The organism is Chitinophaga rhizophila (assembly GCF_019492185.1).
In the GTDB taxonomy this organism is placed as follows: domain Bacteria; phylum Bacteroidota; class Bacteroidia; order Chitinophagales; family Chitinophagaceae; genus Chitinophaga; species Chitinophaga rhizophila.
Genome location: NZ_JAICCF010000001.1, coordinates 862,093 through 885,381, shown reverse-complemented (window position 1 = coordinate 885,381; position 23,289 = coordinate 862,093). Strand labels below are relative to the sequence as shown.

The 23,289-nt window shown below is 47.1% G+C and carries 1 protein-coding gene; it reads left to right on the top strand.

Annotated elements, in window-relative coordinates; genetic code table 11:
• The first annotated feature begins 123 nt into the window (after positions 1–123).
• Positions 124–23,286 carry a non-ribosomal peptide synthase/polyketide synthase gene (locus tag K1Y79_RS03140; protein ID WP_220248538.1) on the top strand — a complete coding sequence of 7,721 codons (23,163 nt, stop codon included), beginning with the start codon at positions 124–126 and terminating at the stop codon, positions 23,284–23,286.
• Positions 23,287–23,289 lie beyond the last annotated feature (3 nt).

Sequence of the window (23,289 nt, the reverse complement as noted above, 5' to 3'; positions counted from 1 at the left end):
TAAGATGTTGTTCGTATAACCCGCGGGCAACCGTTGTCAATAACCCGACCCTGTTGCATCAGCTTGTATAGTTGATGCAACAGGGATCTTTCCGCGTTTTAATTAAAAAATGTGTTAACTCATATGTACACTGATAAAGTAAAAAGTATCCTGGACCGTGCCAGAGAGAGTGGTGTAAGTTTTTTCGTAGAGGAGGAAAAACTGAAAATGAAAATTCCGAAAGGCAAACGTATTCAACCGGATTTACTGAAAGAGATAGATGAATGGAAAACGATCATAAAAGATTTTTTCATCAGCAACAGGCATCCGTCGCCTAACGATATCAGGTATATAAAACCCCGGGACAAAGATCTGGCGGTACAGCTCCCCTTGTCCTACGCACAGGAAAGATTGTGGTTTATTGACAAATTGCAGGGTACCATCCATTACCATATGCCGTGGGTGTTCAGGTTGGAAGGTGTACTTAATCTGAATGCACTGGAAAATGCTTTCAGGGAAATAGTCCGCCGACATGAGACACTGCGGACCGTGATCCGGGAAGAAGCCGGCGCTGGTCGCTTACACCTGCTTCCTGCGGAAGACTGGCAGCTGACCTTTGTAAACGCAGGTGATTTGTTGTCAGCAGGCACTGATATCGCCTCATACATAGGAGAGCAGATGACGACGCCTTACGACCTGGCTGCAGATTTTATGCTGAAAGTATACGTCATTAACAATGGCGAGAACGAGCATACTGTTTTGACCCTGGTACATCACATCGCATTTGACGGATGGTCCGTTTCCATACTGGTGAATGAACTGACTCAGCTTTACAGCAGCGCTGTTAACGGAAACAATTCAGTGCTGAACGAGCTGCCGGTGCAGTATGCAGATTATGCTTTATGGCAGCGTACCTACCTGAACGATCAGTTGATGGACGAGCAGCTGGCCTATTGGAAGCGCCAACTGAAAGACTTAACCCCGTTATCATTCCCGACAGACTATACCCGGCCTGCTATCCAGAGTACAAAGGGGAATACCATCTATTACAGGCTGGATACAAAGCTGAGTAAAGCATTACGACAGCTCGCCCAGCAGGAAGAAGCAACGCTGTATATGACAATGCTGGCGGCGTTCAAAGTACTGTTGTACCAGTATACCGGCCAGTCTGACATTTGTGTGGGCAGTGCTGTTGCCGGAAGAAAGCAACCAGAGTTGAAATCCCTGATCGGCTTTTTCGTAAACACATTGGCAATGCGCACTGAAGTGCGTCATGGCATGCCGTTTACGACTTTATTGCAACAGGTGAAGGCTACAGTACTTGAAGCGTATAACCAACAGGATATCCCGTTTGAAAAGGTAGTGGAATCGCTGAAGATTGACAGAGACCTGAGCCGGAATGCATTGTTCCAGCATATGTTTGTATTCCATAACACGCCACCTGTAAAACAGATAGACCTTGGCAATATTAAACTTACCCCCGATCAGCATGCGGTTATTGACAGTTCAAAGTTTGATTTCGAATTTAGTGTGACAGATGATGAAGATGGCATACACCTGAAAGTAAACTATTGTACTGACCTCTTTGAACAGTCAGGCATAGAGCGGTTGATAAAACACTATGAACGTCTACTTCAGATAGTTACTACCGATAAACATGAAGCTGTCGGACGTCTCTCCATGCTCTCAGTAGCGGAAAGGCAACAGCTGCTGTATGATTTCAATGACACAGCTATTGACTATGGCGTCAGCGGAACTATCGTTGACCTTATCGAAGCGCAGGTAGCGCTTACGCCGGACCATATAGCACTTGTACAGGATGACCGGCAACTGACTTACCGGCAACTGGATCACATCAGTAACCAGCTGGCGCATTACCTGATCCAACAGGGCGTAAGCAGAGAAAATCCCCTTACGCCGCTCTGTATGGACAGGTCGCCGGAAATGGTCATTGCCATACTCGGTGTGTTAAAAGCCGGTGGAGCATATGTACCTATAGATCCTGCTTTCCCTGCCATCCATATTGCCAATATATTGGAAGATACTGGTGCAAGACTTATTGTAACTGCCGGATTGACCGGGAAATTGCGTACAATTTGTGATGGTTTGCAGGTGGTCGATTTGCAGACAGATCTGGGCATAATAGAAAGGCAGCCGGGAAAACCTCCTGCTAACCGGATAAACATCCATGACCTCGCTTATGTAATTTATACTTCCGGATCCACCGGAAAACCTAAAGGCGTACTAAATGAACATGCCGGCTTGCTAAACCGCCTGTTATGGACGCAGCAGTATTTTAATCTTACACAGGATGATTGCGTATTGCAGAAAACGACTTATACCTTTGACGTATCCGTCTGGGAAATATTATGGCCGCTCTTCTCAGGCGCAAGACTGGTGCTCGCCAAACCAGAAGGACAGAAGGATGCGCGTTACCTGAAAAAACTGATTGACGACCAGCATGTCACCTTATCGCATTTTGTTCCTTCTATGCTCGAACTCTTCCTGGAAGAAACCGGGCCCGCATCCTGTCCTACCCTGAAGAAAGTATTATGTAGTGGTGAACAGTTGAAGCCAGCACATGTTAAACGCTTCCATGAAAAGTTACCCCATGTGGCGCTGTATAACTTGTACGGTCCTACGGAAGCTGCAATAGATGTAACATGCTGGGCTGTACCTATGGCACAAGAGATAAGAACAGTGCCCATTGGAAAGCCTGTAGCCAATACCAGTTTATTTATATTAAACGGTGTTGCCGAACTGGTACCTGTTGGCGTACCAGGTGAACTGTGTATAGGCGGCGTTCAGGTAGCACGGGGTTACCTGAACCGTTCCTCACTGACGGCAGAGAAATTTATTGATAGTCCATTTCTGACGGGTGACAGGTTATATCGCACCGGCGATATGGCCCGTTGGTTACCTGATGGAAATATAGAATATTTAGGCAGGATAGATGACCAGGTAAAGATCCGCGGTTACCGGGTAGAGCTAGGTGAAGTAGAAAGTGTATTACAGGCAGCTCCCGGCGTAAAGCAGGGCGTAGTGGTGGCCCGTGAAGATGGCAGTGGCAGCCGCAGATTAATAGGCTTTGTAGTACCATCCGGTATGTTTGACCGCACAGCTATCCAGCGGTATCTGTCAGAGCAACTACCTGAATACATGGTACCATCGCTGTTGTTGTCGCTTGATAAGCTACCACTGACATCAACAGGTAAGGTGAACCGTCAGGCGCTTCCTGCTGCAATTGCCGATGACCAGCGGCCGGACTCCTATGTGGCAGCGCAGACGTTACTGGAGCAGCAGTTATGCGGTATCTGGCAAAAGATACTGGGTGTACACCGTGTAGGTATCACTGACAACTTCTTTGAGCTGGGCGGTCACTCGTTGCTGGTGATCCGTGTGGTAGCAGCCATCCGGCGCGAACTGGAACGGGAGTTAAGTGTAAAAGACCTGTTCCTGTATCCGACCGTATCTGCATTAACCGCTTACCTGGAAAGTACAACAGGAACGACATTATTGCCTGCTGTTACGCCTCGTTTAAGTGATGAAGCTATTCCGTTATCGTTCTCCCAGGAACGTCTATGGTTCATAGATAAATTGCAGGGTAGCAGACAGTACCACATGCCATGGGTATTCCGCCTGCATGGGTCACTGGATGTAGCTGCGCTGACAGATTCATTCCGTGCAATAGTAGACCGTCATTCAGTACTGCGTACGGTAGTATACGAGTCAGAGGGTATCGGTTATCAGCAGTTGCTACCCTCGGCAGACTGGTCGCCGGTATACATGCGTGCATCTGATTTGTCAGCATCTGGGCAGGATCTGGAGGAATACCTATCAGCAGAACTGGACCGCGCTTATGATTTATCCAGGGACATGATGCTGCGTGTACACCTGATTGAAGAAGGTCCGGATGATCATGTATTACTGGTAATGCTGCATCACATCGCTTTTGATGGCTGGTCAGTGTCCTTACTGGTGAAGGAGCTAGGATTGTTATATCGAAGCTTGCAATCCGGAGAAGGCATACCGTCGTCCTTACCTTTACTACCGGTACAATATGCAGACTATGCTGCCTGGCAGCGCCATTATCTGTCGGGTGCATTACTGTCCGGCAAGCTGTCCTATTGGAAGCAGCAGTTGTCAGGCGTAAGTGTGCTGGAATTACCGTCAGACTATGTACGTCCGGCCGTACAGTCAGGAGCAGGGGGAGAAGAGCGGTTATTGTTACCGGCATCTTTGTCTACCGCATTAACAGGGCTGAGCCAGTCTGCAGGTGTTACCCTTTACATGACGTTGTTATCTGCATTCAAGGTGCTATTGTATCGTTACAGTGGCCAGGAGGATATCTGTGTAGGAACACCGGTAGCAGGCCGTCATCAGCAGGAAGTGGAATCGCTGATGGGCTTCTTTGTGAATACGCTGGCATTACGGAGTCAGGTAAGTGGAGGGCAGCGGTTTATTGACTTACTGGCGTCAGTGAAAACGACGACATTGTCAGCTTACGATCACCAGGACGTACCATTTGAGAAAGTGGTGGAGGTACTGGGTGTGGAAAGAGATATGAGCCGCAGTGCCGTGTTCCAGGTAATGTTTATCATGCAGCAGGATATAGCTTATCCTGATCTGGGAACCGTAACGCTTGCTCCGGTGGAGCGTACAGAACTGCCATCCAGATTTGACCTGGAAATGAATGTGACCCTCTCATCCACTGGTTTAGAGTTACAATTAGTATACAGCAAAGATCTTTACAAGGCAGATAGCATCCAACGCATGCTGGGCCATTACGAGCAATTACTGCATGCCATTGTAGCGTCGCAGGATACAACTATAGACAATCTGCCGATGTTAACATCAGCAGAATATACCCAGATACTGACGGACTTTAATCCATCTCCTCAGACCTGGCATACACCATCCGGAACAACAGTGCTGACATTGTTTGAAGAGCAGGCAGCTTTACATCCGGATGCAATAGCGTTGGTATATGAAGATCAGCAGTTGAGTTATAGCGAACTGAATGCGTACGCCAATCAGCTGGGCAGCTATCTGCGTACACGGGGTATAGGTCCGGATGTACGGGTGCCGGTATGTGCAGACAGGTCGCTGGATCTGGTGGTAAGTATATTAGGTATATTAAAGTCAGGAGGTGCATATGTACCGATCGACCCAGACTATCCGGAAGATCGTATTCGTTACATGCTGCAAGACACCGGGGCAAATATACTACTGAGTGCAGTCCGTAACCAGTCTTTATCGCTGCATGAACTGTTTAACGGAGAAGTGATAGATGTTATCAATAACCGGGAAACAATCAGCAGGGAGCCATCGGAGAATCTTACTCCGGTATTGGGTTCCTCACACCTGGCTTACATCATTTATACCTCCGGTTCCACAGGAAAACCAAAGGGAGTGATGGTGGAACATGGTAACCTGGCGAGTGTAATGAATGCCGGAACAGTGTTATTTGACTTTAATCAGCATGACGTCTGGACTGCCTTCCATTCTTTCAGCTTTGATTTTTCTGTGTGGGAGATCTTTATGCCGCTTTGTACAGGGGCAAAAGTTATCATGCCGGCAAAGGATACAGTGATGGATGTTTCTGCTTTTGGCAACTTGCTGGAACATCATCAGGTAACAGTATTAAACCAGACACCTTCTGCCTTTTATGCGCTACAGGAGCATCTGTTGAAAGCGTCCCGGCAGTTGGATATCAGATATGTGATATTTGGTGGAGAAGCCCTGTCGCCGGCATTGCTGGAGCAATGGGCCGTGCAGTATCCGGCATGTAACCTGATAAATATGTATGGTATTACAGAGATTACCATACATGCTACGTTTAAACAGATAGATGAAGATTGTATTGCGACGCATACAAGTAATATCGGACATGTTATTCCCACTTTACAGGCTTATGTACTGGGAAACAACCTTCAGCCTGTACCAGTAGGCGTTCCTGGTGAACTATATATCGGTGGACAGGGTGTCGCCAGAGGATATTTCAACAATGCAGACCTGACAGCAGCCCGTTTCATCAGTAATCCATTTGTGGAAGGGCAGCGCTTGTATAAATCAGGCGACCTTGTACGCCGCCTGCCTGATGGTGAAATGGAATACCTGGGAAGGATAGATGACCAGGTAAAGATCCGCGGTTACAGGATTGAGCTGAATGAAGTATCGCTGGCACTACAGCAGGCCCCTGGCATCAGGCAGGCAGTGGTGATAGCCCGTGATGACAGCTTTGGTAATAAACAATTGCTGGGATATGTTGTGCCGGATATCAGCCTGGATAAGGCAGCCGTATTTGCATACCTGCGTACACAGCTTCCTGAATACATGATTCCTGCATTCCTGGTGGCGGTCAGCCATATTCCGCTGACAGCAAACGGAAAGGTTGATAAAAAGAAGCTGCCGCCTATTGATACAGCAGTTATACCTGCAGCTGACTATACAGCACCGGTAACTCCCTTGCAGGAGGATATTGCAGCGGTATGGCAGGCAATTCTTAATATAGAAAGAATTGGTATCCACGATAACTTTTTTGAATCGGGCGGCCACTCGCTGCTGGTCACAAGATGTGTATCTGCCTTGCGTAGCAGGCTGGGAATCGAAGTGAGCGTAAGAGACATATTCGTTTATCCAACTATAGCTGCTTTATCCGCACAGCTTACACAGCAGCAGCCCAAAGATCTGCTGCCACCAATTACACCGCAGCCACGTCCAGCAAGAATACCTTTATCCTTTGCGCAGGAACGCCTCTGGTTCATTGATAGTTTACAGGGAAGTGTACAGTATCATATGCCATGGGTATTCCGCATATACGGTATACCGGATCTGAAAGTGATGGAACATGCTTTCCGGCATATCATCAACCGGCATGAAGTAATACGTACGCTGATTCATGAAGAAGATGGCATTGCCTACCAGGAAGTGATCAGTGAGCAATCCTGGAAGTTGCGCTTCACAGATGAAAGCAGATTAACAGACAGCAACATACTGCATAATTATATTCAGCAACAGGTCAGTGAACCCTTTAACCTGTCTGCAGATTATATGCTCAGAGCTGAGTTGATCCGCCTGGATGATGAAGAATATGTACTGCTTGTTGTCATGCACCACATCGCTTCTGATGGATGGTCGCTACCGATTATGTTACATGAGATGGTGGCAATATACGACAGCTTCATGCAGAATGCTGTACAGGTTTTGCCGGCATTACCTGTACAGTATGCAGATTATGCATTGTGGCAACGCAATTACCTGGAAGGGCGGGTAATGGATCAGCAGTTACAGTACTGGAAAGAGCAGCTGAAAGATGTTATTCCGCTAAAAGTACCTACAGATTACCCGCGGCCACTTGTACAAAGTACCAGGGGTAGTGCTGTATATCATAAATTAGATCCCATACTGAGCGAACAGTTGCAGCAGTTCTCAAAGAGAGAGGGTGTTACACTGTTTATGACACTGCTTACGGCATTTAAAGCGCTGTTACATCGTTATACGGGTGAAAAAGATATTTGTACAGGTAGTCCTATTGCCGGCAGAAAACAACTTGAAACTGAAGAGCTGATTGGTTTCTTTGTCAATACGCTGGCACTTCGCTGTACAGTCAATGAAGAAGATACGCTGCGCAGATTACTGGAACAGATAAAGGCGGTTACATTGGAAGCTTATGAGTACCAGGATACTCCTTTTGAAAAAGTGGTCGAAGCAATTGCCGGTAAAAGAGAAGTGGATGCTAACCCGCTGTTTCATATCGTATTCGCCTTACAAAATACACCCGAATTGCCAGCACTTGAATTGAACGGCCTGGTCTTATCCAATGAGGTACTCGAAGATCAGACTGCTGTATTTGACTTGCTGTTTGAACTGAGGGAGACGCCTGAAGGCATATTGCTGAAGCTTCGGTATTCGACGGCTTTATTTAGCGAAGCAACCATCCACGGATACATTGCGCATTATGAGCAGATATTATCCACCCTGGTTGAAAATGCAGAAAGGAAGATAGGTGACATAGCACTTGTAACTGCTAAGGAGCGCGAACAACTTTTGTTCCATTTCAATCAGCCCCCCGTGCTTTCCGCTTATCAGAAGACGGTGGTAGCGCTGTTTGAGGAGCAGGTAAGGAAAAGCCCTGACGCTACTGCCCTGGTATTTGAGAATGTACAACTAAGTTATAGGAGGTTGAACGAGCAGGCTAACCAGTTGGCCCGTTACTTAAGAAATAAAGGCGTAGGCAGAGATACTGCTGTGCCGGTGCTGATGTACCGATCTGCCGATCTGATTGTCAGCATCCTCGGTATATTGAAAGCTGGTGGCGCTTACATGCCTGTGGATCCCGAATACCCGGTTGAACGTATCCTCTTTATGCTGAATGATACCGGGTCTTCACTAGTGCTTACAGAAACTGCCTGCCTGTCACAGCTGCGGCAGTCTGGTGATAGTTACCCGGAAATAATAGATATACAGGCACAATGGCCTGTTATTGCACAATACACAGGCGAAGACCTTCCGCCGGTCAACCAGGTATCTGACCTTGCTTATATCATGTACACCTCAGGTTCTACCGGAAAGCCCAAGGGAGTGCTGGTAGAACATCTTAATATCGTTAGTCTGGCCACCGACCAGCACTATGCCGGATTCAGCGCTGAAGATATATTACTTTCCACAGGTTCGCCTTCATTCGATGCTTCTACTTTTGAATACTGGAGTATGTTGCTGAACGGCGGGCAGTTGGTAATCTGTTCCAGGGATACCCTGCTGACGAATGAATTGCTGAAGGAAGTAATGACTGGCAGAAACGTCAGTAAGATGTGGTTTACGGCAAGCTGGTTTAATCAGCTGGTAGAATGGGACATCAGCATTTTCAGTCAGTTGGATACAATACTGGTTGGAGGAGAAAAATTGTCTGAAGATCATATTCAACGGTTAAGAAGCGCATATCCGGACCTGAAGATTGTGAACGGGTATGGTCCTACGGAGAATACAACATTCTCACTGACCTATCTGATAAAAGAAAGTGGCAAAATCGGTGTTATTCCGATAGGTCGTCCGTTGCAGAACCGTACAGCCTATGTACTGAATCCTCAGCAGCAATTATGTCCTGTAGGCGTACCGGGAGAGTTATATGTTGGTGGTGCAGGGGTGGCGCGTGGTTACCTGAATCGTCCGGAGTTGACCGCAGAACGTTTTGTAAAAGATCCGTTCAGCGAAGATGCAAACGCCCGCCTGTATAAGACCGGCGACCTGGTAAAATGGTTACCTGATGGTAATATTGCTTATCTGGGCAGAATAGACGACCAGGTAAAGATCCGCGGCTATCGTATTGAACCGGGTGAAGTAGAAAACGTGCTCAATGAATTTGATGGGATATCCGCAGGCTGCGTCATTGTAAAGCAGGATAGCTTTGGCGGTAACAGGCTGGTCGGGTATTATGTACCGGAACGGCAGGTATTGCTGGAGAAAGAAGGTGAGTTGTACAGGCAACAGGTAGAGAGCTGGCAGGAGTTATACGAGACAGAATACGGAAAGACAGAAACAGCAGTAATAGCTGATGAGGAATTTAATATCATTGGCTGGAATGACAGTTTCACTGGTCAGCCAATCCCTGGCGCGCAGATGCGTGAGTGGCTGGATGATATACTGAACGTGATATTGTCCTGTCGTCCGGAAAATGTGCTGGAAATTGGTTGTGGAACAGGTCTGATTTATTATGGCCTGTCAGATCATATCCGGCATTATACGGGTACAGACTTTTCTTCTTCCTCTGTACGTCAGATTCAGCAACGGATTTCAAAGGGCGAACGTGTGTACTGTGACACCGCATTGCATGTATGTGCTGCACACGAAGTAGGCGCTTTGGATATCCCGGAGACAGACACAATAATACTCAACTCTATTGTGCAGTATTTTCCGGGTGAGCAGTATCTCACTACTGTAATCTCTTCCTGTCTCGAAAAGCTAAAGGGAAGTGGCAGGATAGTTATTGGCGATGTAAGGGACAAACGGCTGTTAAAGCATTTTAAAGGCCGGCTGTCGCTTCACAGCAATATGGAAAGTGTGCCCAAACGCGTATTTAACTTCGGACTGGAACAAGAGGTACTGACCGAAGAAGAACTGTGTATATCTCCTGAATATTTTTATGCACTGAAATCGCTGTATCCCGCTATCAGCCATGTGGACATCCGCTGGAAAAATTGTACAGCGGAAAATGAGCTGACGTTGTACCGTTATACCGTCATACTCCATATACAGGCGATGCCGCCGGTATTAGTGCAGGAATGGCTGGACTGGGAAACGCCAGGTATGGCAGATAATGTACATACATTGTTATCATCCCGCGCAACTGCTGTCAATATCCGTAATTTGCCAAACTACCGCTTAGAGAAGGAACGGTTGTTATCAGCGGGTATCGACGATCCAACTGTTAGCTCAAGTGGGGAGCTGAGAGAATATATATTACGTCGTTCAAAGACAGTTGATGAAGCGGAACAGCTGATATCAGCAGCCCGCGCTCAAGGGTATCATTGCACGTACTTATTACATGAAGATGCATTAAAGCTGAATATTATTTTATCCTTGCAGCCGGTAATGCAGGCGATAGCGCAGGTATACCAGGCGGAAAGTTCTTCCTTCAAAGCAGGAACATATACCAACATGCCGTTGTATGGAACTATTATCCAGCAAGTGCAGAAAGAGCTACGCAGCTATATGCTGGGCATGCTTCCTGACTATATGACGCCTTCAGAACTGCTGTCTTTACCTTTCCTTCCATTGACAGATAATGGTAAGATAGACCGTCAGTTATTGTTATTACAGGGCGGTACACAGGAACACGTTGCTGCCCTTCATCAGCTACCATCCGGAGAAACTGCTTTACAGCTGGCTGCTATCTGGCAGGAATTGCTGGGCATCAGTCGTATTGGTATCAACGATGATTTCTTTGAACTGGGAGGACATTCACTCCTGGCAACCCGGGCAGTATCTGCTATAAGGAAACAGCTGGGTATGGAAATCATGGTGAAAGACATGTTCCTGTATCCGACTATAGCCAGGCTGTCAGTCTACCTGGAAAGCCGTCTTCAACGCCCGCTGTTACCACCAGTTACTGCCCGTACGCACGATACGATGATCCCCCTGTCTTTTGCACAGGAACGCCTCTGGTTCATTGACAAACTGCAGGGAAGCGTTGCTTACCATATGCCATGGATATTCCGTTTAACGGGTAATCCGGATATTGCTGCGCTGGAACAGGCCTTCCGTGAGATAGTACGCAGGCATGAAGTACTACGTTCTGTACTCAGGCAGGGTAATAAAGCGCCTTACCAGGAAATTATTGACGGCACGGCATGGAGGATGGAGTATTATGAAACACCTGCTTTGACAGATCCAACAGCATTTGAGCAGTACGTGCATAAGTGGTTCCATGTGCCGTTTGACCTGTCAAATGATTATATGCTGCGGGTCAGACTACTGAAACTGTCCGCAGAAGAATACGTATTGCTTGTACTTTTCCACCATATTGCTTTTGATGGCTGGTCTGTATCTGTTATGGTGAGGGAGATGATTGCACTATACCGGTCGTACCGTGATGGACGTGAGTCTGCATTGCCGGAATTAACAGTACAATATGCTGATTACGCGTTATGGCAGCATGAACACCTGAACGGAGAAATGCTGGAAACACAGCTGGCATACTGGAAAAACAGGTTGCAGGATATCAAACCATTATATCTTCCAACGGATTATCCCCGGACGGCTATTCAAAGTACCCATGGCGATACCAAATATTTTTACCTGGATAGCTCGCTGACTGCTCAGTTACGGCACTTATCCAGAGAGCAGGGTGTTACGCTATTTATGACCATGCTGGCGGTATTCAAGGTGTTGCTTTACCGGTATACCCATCAGGAAGATATATGTACAGGCGTGGCTATTGCCAACCGTACACAAAAGGAAACAGAGTCTTTAATAGGCTTCTTTGTCAATGCTCTGGCATTACGAAGTAAACTGAATAATAAAACTGTCTTCAGCGACTTCCTGCAGCAGGTAAAAGCTATTACGCTGGAAGGATATACTTACCAGGATGTGCCGTTTGAGAAAGTGATTGAGGCAGTGGTAGGTAAGCGTGATGTAGTTGGTAATCCGCTGATACAGGTGATGTTTGTTTTACAGAATACGCCGGAAATTCCTTCGCTGGAAGTAGGCGATGTAACTTTTACAGGGGAAGTGTTTCAGAACGTGACTTCCAAATTTGATCTCACCTTTGACTTGCGCGAGAAACCTGATACGATAGAGTTCAGGGTGGAGTTTTGTGATGAGCTGTTTACAGGTGAGACTATCACAAGAATGTTTGGCCATTATGTACACTTGTTGGAGGCAATTGTACAGCAGGTATCAACGCCGGTAGGACAACTGAGGATGTTAAGTCTGGAAGAGGAACAGACTTTACTGTCTCAGTTTAATAAGCCGCAATCCGCACTACCTGCGCAAACATTTATCAGCTTATTTGAACAACAGGTGCTGATTACTCCACAGCACACCGCTGTATTTGCAGCAGACGCCATACTGACTTACCAGGAGTTGAACGAGCGCGCTAACCGTTTCAGTAATTATCTGCAGAGGTACAATCCGGGGCAGCATGCGCTTGTGCCTGTGTGCCTAGATCGTTCGGCATTGATGATGGTATGTATTCTGGGTATACTCAAAGCAGGATATGCTTACGTACCAATTGATCCGTCTTACCCGCAGGAACGGATCAGATTTATGCTGGAAGATACCGGTGCGTCGCTGGCAGTGAGCGTAAAGCAACACAGCGACCTGTTACAGCATGCTGGTAATCTGACCACTGTAATTGAAATAGATGAACAGTGGGATCAGATTGAATCATGTTCTGCGGAGAAAATAACGGAAAGCCCGCAGCCGGGACAGCTGGCCTACACCATCTATACTTCCGGGTCAACAGGCCGTCCCAAAGGCGTGATGGTGGAACATGGCAATCTGCTTAATTACCTCCTGAACAGTAAAAGGCGTTATATCGATGAAGATAACAATGAAGCAGGCAGTCTGCTGAATCTGCCTTATACTTTTGATGCCTCGCTGACCAGTATGTTTGTTCCGCTATTGGGAGGAAAGTCTGTAGTGATAGGCACAAATGAGGCATTGAAGGTATTTGAATCCCGGTTATTCATGGATGCTGCTCCTTATGACTTTATCAAACTGACACCATCTCATATGTCGCTGTTGCAAAACGCTATAGGAGCTACAGCGGGCGGTGTGTTAACCAAAAGACTCGTAATCGGTGGAGAGGCATTACAGCGTTCACATATTCAGTTTCTGCTTGACAGCAACGAGAACATGGAAGTAATTAATGAATATGGGCCTACTGAAGCAACAGTAGGATGCAGCGTATATTCATTTAATACCAGATATGGAAGAACAGATTTTGATCACCACGTACCTATCGGAAAACCGCTGGATAATGTAACGATGTATATCCTGAGCGCCGATATGTTACCAGTGCCTGTTGGTGTGGCAGGTGAGATCTATATCGGGGGCGCCGGGGTAGCGCGTGGGTATCTCAATCGCCCTGAGCTTACTGCCGCCCGTTTTATTAAAGATCCGTTCAGTAAGGAAGCTGGTGCACGGCTATATAAGACCGGCGATATGGCGAAGTGGCTGCCGGATGGCAATATGGTATATTTAGGAAGGATGGATGACCAGGTGAAGATCCGGGGTTACCGTATCGAACCAGGCGAGGTTGAAAACGTATTAAGTGAAAGTCCGGGATTAGCTGCCGCATGCGTAGTGGTAAAACAGGATACGATCGGTATGAATAAGCTGGTAGGTTACTATGTGGCAGACAAGCAGCTGCTGCGGCAGAAAGAAGATACTTTATACCGGCAACAGGTGGAGAACTGGCAGGCGCTATATGAAACAGAATATGGCAAAACAGAAGCAGTTGCAGCTGAAGACGAGGAATTTAATATCATCGGCTGGAACGATAGCTTTACAGGTCAGCAGATACCTTCGCATGAAATGCGGGAATGGCTCAATGACATACTCGAGGTAATACTGTCCTGCCGGCCGGAAAATGTATTGGAAATCGGTACGGGTATGGGCTTGATATATTATGGTTTGTCAGATCATATCAGTCACTATACAGGTACAGATTTTTCTTCCTCTTCCATTCGGCAAATTGAACGACATATATCCCGGAAGGAACGACCTTACTGCCAGACCTCATTGCATGTATGTGCTGCCCACGAAGTAGCAGCGCTGGCAACCGGTGAAATTGATACCATCGTACTTAATTCAATTATTCAATATTTTCCCGGCGAGGCATACCTGACAACAGTTATTGCTTCCTGTATCGGGAAACTGAATGGGCATGGTCAGATCGTGATTGGCGACGTCAGGGATCTGCGGCTGCTGAAAAGCTTTAAAGGCCGTCTGGCTCTGGAAAGGAACAGTGAAAGCTTATCTAAGCGTGTCTTTGGATTCGGTATTGAACAGGAGCTGCTGAACGAAGAAGAGTTGTGTATATCGCCTGCGTATTTTTATGGTCTCCAGTCACTATATCCGGAGATCAGTTATGTCGATATCCGCTGGAAGCAATGTGTCGCTGAAAATGAACTGACATTATATCGTTATACCGTCATATTACATGTGGGTGAAAAGCCAGCTGTTCAGTCACCGAAATGGCTTGACTGGGAAACTACCGGTGTGGCGGAGAAAGTCAGTGACTTGCTCGACGCAGGTGCGGAGATGATCAGTATACGTAATCTACCCAATTACCGGCTTGAAAAAGAACGTCTGCTGCTGGCTGGTCTGGAAGTTCCAACTATCCAAACGAGCGGTGAATTAAGGGAATATATTTCCCGCCCGTCATCAGCCATTGAATCAATAGAGAAGCTGATATTGATGGCGCAGTACCAGGGATATTACTGCAGATACCTATTGCATGAAGATGTCATGAAACTGAATCTGGTATTATCCCGGGAGTCATTAAGTACTGCTATTGAACAGGTTTTTAGTGAAACCAACGTTCCATTTGAAGCCGGTGCATATACAAATATGCCGCTATATGGAGCGATTATCCAGCAAATGCAGCAGGAAGTGCGCAACCATTTGCAGGAGGTGTTGCCTGACTACATGGTTCCTTCAGAGTTGATTGCGATACCATTAATGCCATTGACAGAAAATGGTAAGACAAACCGTCAGCTGCTCATTGCACACATCGGGCATCAGGAGAATACTACTACAGTACATCAGCCGCCATCCGGTGAGTTGCAGGAACACCTTGCTGCCATCTGGCAGGAATTGCTGGGTATTACCCGCATCAGCGTATATGACGATTTCTTTGAGCTGGGAGGACATTCACTGCTGGCAGTGAGAATGGTGGTGGCTATACGCAAGCAATTACAGATAGAGGTCGATATACAGACTTTATTTGTGCATACAACTATTGCCAGTTTATCCCAATACCTTGAACAGCATCATACCGCTGCCCTTTTGCCGGCGATCACAACTCAGCCACGGGATCAGGCAATGCCATTGTCTTTTGCACAGGAACGTTTATGGTTTATTGACAAGCTGCAGGGTAGTAAGCAATATCATATGCCATGGGTATTTCGTCTGCACGGGCCGCTTGATGTGGAAGCGCTGACAGCGGCATTCCGGGTAATAGTAGAACGCCATGAGGTATTACGTACTGTCATTGCTGAATCCGATGGCGTCGGTTATCAGCATCTGCTGCCATCATCACAATGGTCTGCTGATTATATAAGTCAATCCGATCTGGCTGTCATGGGCGCAGATATAGAAACATATCTGTCAGAAGAATTGAACCGGCCCTATGACCTGTCCCGCGATATGATGTTGCGTGTACATATAATCAACAAAGGTCCGGAAGAACATGTCCTGTTTGTGATGCTCCATCATATCGCTTTTGATGGCTGGTCAGTATCATTGCTGGTCAATGAGTTGAGTTTATTATATCGAAGCCTGCATGCAGGTGAAGGTATTCCATCTTCATTACCTGTCTTACCTGTACAGTATGCGGATTATGCGATATGGCAACGCAACTACCTTTCCGGTGATGTACTGGCGCGTAAGCTGGACTATTGGCGCGGGCAGCTGTCAGGAGTTGCTGTACTGGAACTGCCGCTGGACTACGTGCGTCCTGCTATTCAGCGTACGGAAGGTGATGAAGAACGACTTGTACTGGACCCATCACTGTATGCTGAACTTTTAAAGGTAAGCCAGCAAGAAGGCGTGACCCTTTATATGACTTTGTTATCCGCCTTTAAGGCGTTGCTATACCGTTACAGCGGGCAGGAAGATATCTGTGTTGGAACGCCCGTAGCAAACCGGCAGCAGCACGAGGTGGAAACACTGATGGGCTTTTTTGTAAATACCCTCGCATTGCGTAGCCAGGTGCATGGTAAAATGAGTTTCCGTAGTCTGCTGCAAGCCGTGAAGTCCACTACATTATCAGCATATGATCACCAGGATGTACCATTTGAGAAAGTAGTGGAAATACTGGGCGTAGAGCGTGATATGAGTCGCAGTTCCGTATTCCAGGTAGTATTTGTTATGCAGAATACGCTGGAAACAGGAGAACTTGATATGGGAGATCTGATGATCACAAGCGAATCCGGAAATGAGGTTACTTCCAGGTTTGATCTGAAGCTAAGCGCTACGGAGCTGGATGGAAGTATTACGCTCAGTATTAATTATCGTGTTGATCTTTTCCGTAAGGATACCATCAACAGGATGCTGGCACATTATGAGCAGATGTTGCTTTCTGTTGTATCCGATGTGAACAGGCAGATAGGCGCTATTAAAATACTGAGTGTTGCTGAGGAGCGTATGTTGCTCTCCACATTCAATAATACAGACGTTACTCTCCCTGATAAGACAATCATACAGTTGTTTGAAGAGCAGGTCAAACGTACGCCAGATCATACTGCACTTATGTTTGAAGGTGCGACATTGACCTTCGCTGAACTGGAGGAGCGCGCAGCGAAATTGGGTCATTATCTGCAATCCTGTAATATTGGTCCGGAGACATTTGTCCCTATCTGTATAGACAGGTCGCTGGAAATGATGGTGGGGATTCTGGGCATTTTAAAAGCCGGTGGTGCATATGTTCCTATTGACCCTAACTATCCGGAAGAGCGTATTGCTTTTATGCTGGAAGACACCGCCGCCCATGTTGTAGTGACGCTTGGGAAGTTCAGACATCTGTTACAGGCCAGAGGACAGGTAAATACCATCATTGCGTTGGACGAAGACAGCGAAATGATCAGTATGATGCCTGCGTCACCTGTAAACAGTGGTTTGCAGCCGGGCAACCTGTTGTACGTTATATACACGTCCGGTTCCACCGGAAAGCCCAAAGGAGTGTTATTGGAACACCGCTCATTGGTTAACTTCCTTTTCCATCAGGCACAGGTGTTTAACATCAGTAAAGAGGACAGGATACTTCAGTTCTATAATTTCTGTTTTGATGCTTCTGCAGAGCAGATATTTCTACCACTGATTACCGGGGCCACCATGGTGCTGATCAGAGACACTATCAGACTTGATCTGCCCAGGTTTGAGGCGTTTATGAGAGAATACAGGATTACTCACTTACAGGCTACACCCGGATTCCATTACAATCTGAGCGCAGATAAATATGGAGGTCTGAAACGTGTCGTGTCAGGTGGCGAGATCTGTAACATCGAGCTTTGGGAACGCTGGAAGGGAATCTGTAGTTTTTACAATAAGTATGGTCCTACCGAAAGCGCTATTTCTGCTACAGAGTACCACTGTTCAGCTGATATTGATCTGTCAGGAATGAGGACAGTACCTATAGGTAAACCTGTATCCAATACCAGAATTTACATATTGGATGCAGGTGGCACTCCTGTACCGGTAGGTGTATCGGGCGAATTGTGTATAGGCGGTGTGCAGGTAGCACGGGGCTATTTGAACCGTCCCTCACTGACGGCAGAGAAGTTTATTGATAGTCCATTCCTGACGGGTGACAGGTTATATCGCACCGGCGATATGGCTCGTTGGTTACCTGATGGAAATATAGAATATTTAGGCAGGATAGATGACCAGGTAAAGATCCGCGGTTACCGGGTAGAGCTAGGTGAAGTAGAAAGTGTATTACAGGCAGCTCCCGGCGTAAAGCAGGGCGTAGTGGTGGCCCGTGAAGATGGCAGTGGCAGCCGCCGGTTAATAGGCTTTGTAGTACCATCCGGTATGTTTGACCGCACAGCTATCCAGCGGTATCTGTCAGAGCAACTACCTGAATACATGGTACCATCGCTGTTGTTGTCGCTTGATAAGCTACCACTGACATCAACAGGTAAGGTGAACCGTCAGGCGCTTCCTGCTGCAATTGCCGATGACCAGCGGCCGGACTCCTATGTGGCAGCGCAGACGTTACTGGAGCAGCAGCTATGCGGTATCTGGCAAAATATACTGGGTGTACACCGTGTAGGTATCACTGACAACTTCTTTGAGCTGGGCGGTCACTCGTTGCTGGTGATCCGTGTGGTAGCAGCCATCCGGCGCGAACTGGAACGGGAGTTAAGTGTAAAAGACCTGTTCCTGTATCCGACCGTATCTGCATTAACCGCTTACCTGGAAAGTACAACAGGAACGACATTATTGCCTGCTGTTACGCCTCGTTTAAGTGATGAAGCTATTCCGTTATCGTTCTCCCAGGAACGTCTATGGTTCATAGATAAGTTGCAGGGTAGCAGGCAGTACCACATGCCATGGGTATTCCGCCTGTATGGGCCACTGGATGTAGCTGCGCTGACAGATTCATTCCGTGCAATAGTAGACCGTCATTCAGTACTGCGTACGGTAGTATACGAGTCAGAGGGTATCGGTTATCAGCAGTTGCTACCCTCGGCAGACTGGTCGCCGGTATACATGCGTGCATCCGATTTGTCAGCATCTGGGCAGGATCTGGAGGAATACCTATCCGCAGAACTGGACCGCGCTTATGATTTATCCAGGGACATGATGCTGCGTGTACACCTGATTGAAGAAGGTCCGGATGATCATGTATTACTGGTAATGCTGCATCACATCGCTTTTGATGGCTGGTCAGTGTCCTTACTGGTGAAGGAGCTAGGATTGTTATATCGAAGCTTGCAATCCGGAGAAGGCATACCGTCGTCCTTACCTGTACTACCGGTACAATATGCAGACTATGCTGCCTGGCAGCGCCATTATCTGTCGGGTGCATTACTGTCCGGCAAGCTGTCCTATTGGAAGCAGCAGTTGTCAGGCGTAAGTGTGCTGGAATTACCGTCAGACTATGTACGTCCGGCCGTACAGTCAGGAGCAGGGGGAGAAGAGCGGTTATTGTTACCGGCATCTTTGTCTACCGCATTAACAGGGCTGAGCCAGTCTGCAGGTGTTACCCTTTACATGACGTTGTTATCTGCATTCAAGGTGCTATTGTATCGTTACAGTGGCCAGGAGGATATCTGTGTAGGAACACCGGTAGCAGGCCGTCATCAGCAGGAAGTGGAATCGCTGATGGGCTTCTTTGTGAATACGCTGGCATTACGGAGTCAGGTAATAGGAGGGCAGCGATTTATTGACTTACTGGCATCAGTGAAAACGACGACATTGTCAGCTTACGATCACCAGGACGTACCATTTGAGAAGGTGGTGGAGGTACTGGGTGTGGAAAGAGATATGAGCCGTGGTGCCGTGTTCCAGGTAATGTTCTCTTTGCAGCACGCAGTAGAAACGGAAGATTTCGATCTTGGTAATGTAACCTTGTCCGCACTGGAGAGCACAGAACTGCCATCCAGATTTGACCTGGAAATGAATGTGACTCTTTCCTCAACTGGCTTAGAGTTACAACTGGTATACAGCAAAGATCTTTACAAGGCAGATAGCATCCAACGCATGCTCGGCCATTACGAGCAATTACTGCATGCCATTGTAGCGTCGCAGGATACAACTATAGATAACCTGCCAATGTTATCAGCAGCAGAGAATACCCAGATACTGACGGACTTTAATCCATCTCCTCAGACCTGGCATACACCATCCGGAACAACAGTATTGACATTGTTTGAAGAGCAGGCAGCTTTACATCCGGATGCAATAGCGCTGGTATATGAAGATCAGCAGTTGAGTTATAGCGAACTGAATGCGCGCGCAAATCAGCTGGGTAGTTATCTGCGCGCCCGTGGTATAGGACCTGAGGTGCCAGTACCAGTATGTGCAGACAGGTCACTGGAACTCATGGTATGTATACTGGGCGTATTAAAATCGGGAGGCGCATATGTACCGATTGATCCTGATTATCCGGAAGATCGTATTCGATATATGCTGGAAGACACTGGTGCTGGCGTAATACTAAGTGCAATCCGTAAGAGGTCGTTATCGCTGAGCAAATTGTTTGGCGGAGAAGTGATAGATGTGATTAATTGGGGAGTAATCAGCACGGAGCCATTGGAGAACCTTGTTTCCGTATCGGAACCTGCTCATCTGGCTTATATGATTTATACATCCGGTTCTACAGGAAAACCCAAAGGTGTGATGGTAGAACACGGTAATCTGTTAAATATCGTATACAGCTGGCGTAGGCAGTATGAATTAAATCAGTTTAAACCAGTGCTTTTGTCACTGGCCAGTATATCTTTTGATGTTTTCACCGGCGATTTTTGCAAGGCATTGACAAATGGTGGAACGATGGTGTTGATAGATAAGGAGCAGCACATGGATATGCGTTACCTGCAAAGGACGATACAGGCAAATCAGGTGAACATACTTGAATCTACACCGGGGCTGGTCCTGAACCTGGTGAAACAGTTTGAGCAGTCAGGCAGTGGGATAGAACAAATCCGTTTATTGGTGATCGGTTCAGAAATGTGTACAGCAGCTCATTATGAAGAATTGCGCAGTAGCTGTAAGGCTCATACCAGGTTATTGAACAGCTACGGAGTAACGGAAGCGACTATTGATACGTCTTACTTTGAGGGTGAGCTGAATGGCGCAGGTATCGTTCCGGTGGGACCTGCTATGGACAACATGCGTTATTATATCCTGGATGCCTCAAAGCAAGTTGTACCGGTAGGCGTGCCTGGAGAGCTGTTCATTGCAGGCACAGGTGTGAGCCGCGGGTATGCAGGGGCAGCAGCTAAAGAAAATATCCGGTTTACGGATGATCCTTTTTACCCCGGTAGCAGGATGTATCGTACCGGAGACCGAGCGAGGTGGCGTGCTGATGGTCAGGTGGAACTGATTGGCAGAATAGATAGCCAGGTTAAGATATCCGGTTACCGGATTGAGTTATCTGAAATAGAAAGTGTGCTGAATACGTCGCCGGCGGTAAGGCAGGCAGTCGTGGTAGACAAGGCTGACAGCTTAGGGAATAAGCGTCTGGTTGGTTTCATAGTGCCCGAAACAGTACTGGATAAACAGCAATTATCAGACTACCTCAGGCAATATTTACCTGCATACATGGTACCATCCGTGTTTGTAAGTATTGACCAGGTTCCGGTTACGCCGAATGGCAAAACAGATAAAGACAAACTGAGAAAGAAGGACATCTCAAACCTTACTTTACATATTGCCTATGAGCCGCCCCGTAATTTGCTGGAAGAGGGACTGGCAAATATCTGGCAGGAATTACTGAATGTGCCGCAGGCTGGCATTAACGATAACTTTTTTGAACTGGGAGGCAACTCTATTATCACCATACAGGTAGTAAGCAGGGCTCGTCGCCTGGGTTATGAATTGCAGGTAAGCGATTTGTTTAACTACCAGACTATCGCGGGAATTTCAGCTGCGCTGGAGCAACGTAATGCAGTCTCTGAAGATGGTCAGCCGCTTAGTGGAGAATGTGGTTTGTTGCCCATACAGCAGGCATATCTGGAAAATGCCGGCCGTGAGCAATCTCCGGATAATCAATCTGTATTACTGTCTATCCGCAAAGAAATTACGCTTGAAGTTGTAAATGAAGTTGTAAACCGGCTTTTATTACACCATGACAGCCTTCGGTTTGTCTATCACCAGGATGAAGCAGGTAACTGGCGACAGGCTTATGGAGATCAACCTGCATCAGTAATGTATTGTGATTTGTCGTTCCTTTCTGCGGGAATTATGGAGTCTTCCATGATGGAATGCTGCAATAACTATCAACGTCAGCTGGACATATTAAAGGGCGTCCTGATGAAAGTGGTATTGATACAGACCAACGTTAATGAAACGTATAACCGCCTGTTCATTACGATACATCGCCTGGCTATTGATAATGCCTCCTGGCATATTCTGCTGGAAGACCTGGAGACCTTATTCACTGCAGCCCAGGAAGACAGACGCCTGACCACACTTGTCAGAACAGCTTCTTACCGTCAATGGTACCAGCAGCTGGTGCGATATGGACAAAGTAGACGGCTGCAGACACAGCTTGCCCACTGGCAACAATCGATGACAGCATATCAGCCCCTGCCTGCGAATGATAAGCCTGGTAGGGAAGCAGCAGGACACTGTATCGCCAGGTTAGGCAAAATGCTGACACAGCATCTACTGGAGGAGATATCGCCGGTGTATCATACCGAGGTTACTGATATACTGCTTGCGGCGCTGGCTAAGGCACTGTGTGAATGGAGCGGGCGCTTATCAGTAGTGATCGGTATGAATGGAGATGGCCGTGTGGGATTGCCTGGTGATATAGATGTACGTCGAACCATTGGCTGGTTTAACGCAACATATCCTGTGCAATTGAAGTATGAAGCCGAACTGGGAGCCGCTTCACTGATAAAAGGTGTAAAAGAGACATTACGCCAGGTACCTGACAATGGAATTGGATATGGGGTGTTGCGGTACCTGCTGAAAGAGGAGGTGTTGCAAAGCAATACGTGGGATCTTTTGTTCAGTTACACCGGACAGGCCGATAATGTATTGAGGAGTGGTCAGTGGTTACAAGAGGAAATGGAACCTATCGATGCGACTGTATCAACCAATTATCCCGGAAAAGAGCGCATCCGTGTTGACGTAAAAGTATTGGCTGGAGAGTTAGTGGTACGATGGGATTTTAATGAACAGTATCACACTTCCACAGCCATCCAGGCACTCTCGGTTGCGTACATGGCTATACTGGAAGAGCTGATCAAGCATTGTCAGGATAGGAAGGAGCAGGGTGTAGCAGAGTATACGCCAGCAGACTACGGTTTGTCCGGAGAGATTACCCATGAGGAACTCGAAGGATTTTTAAATAACGATCAGTCCGGGACACCAGAGGCCGATCAGGACGACATTATGATTTTTTAACCC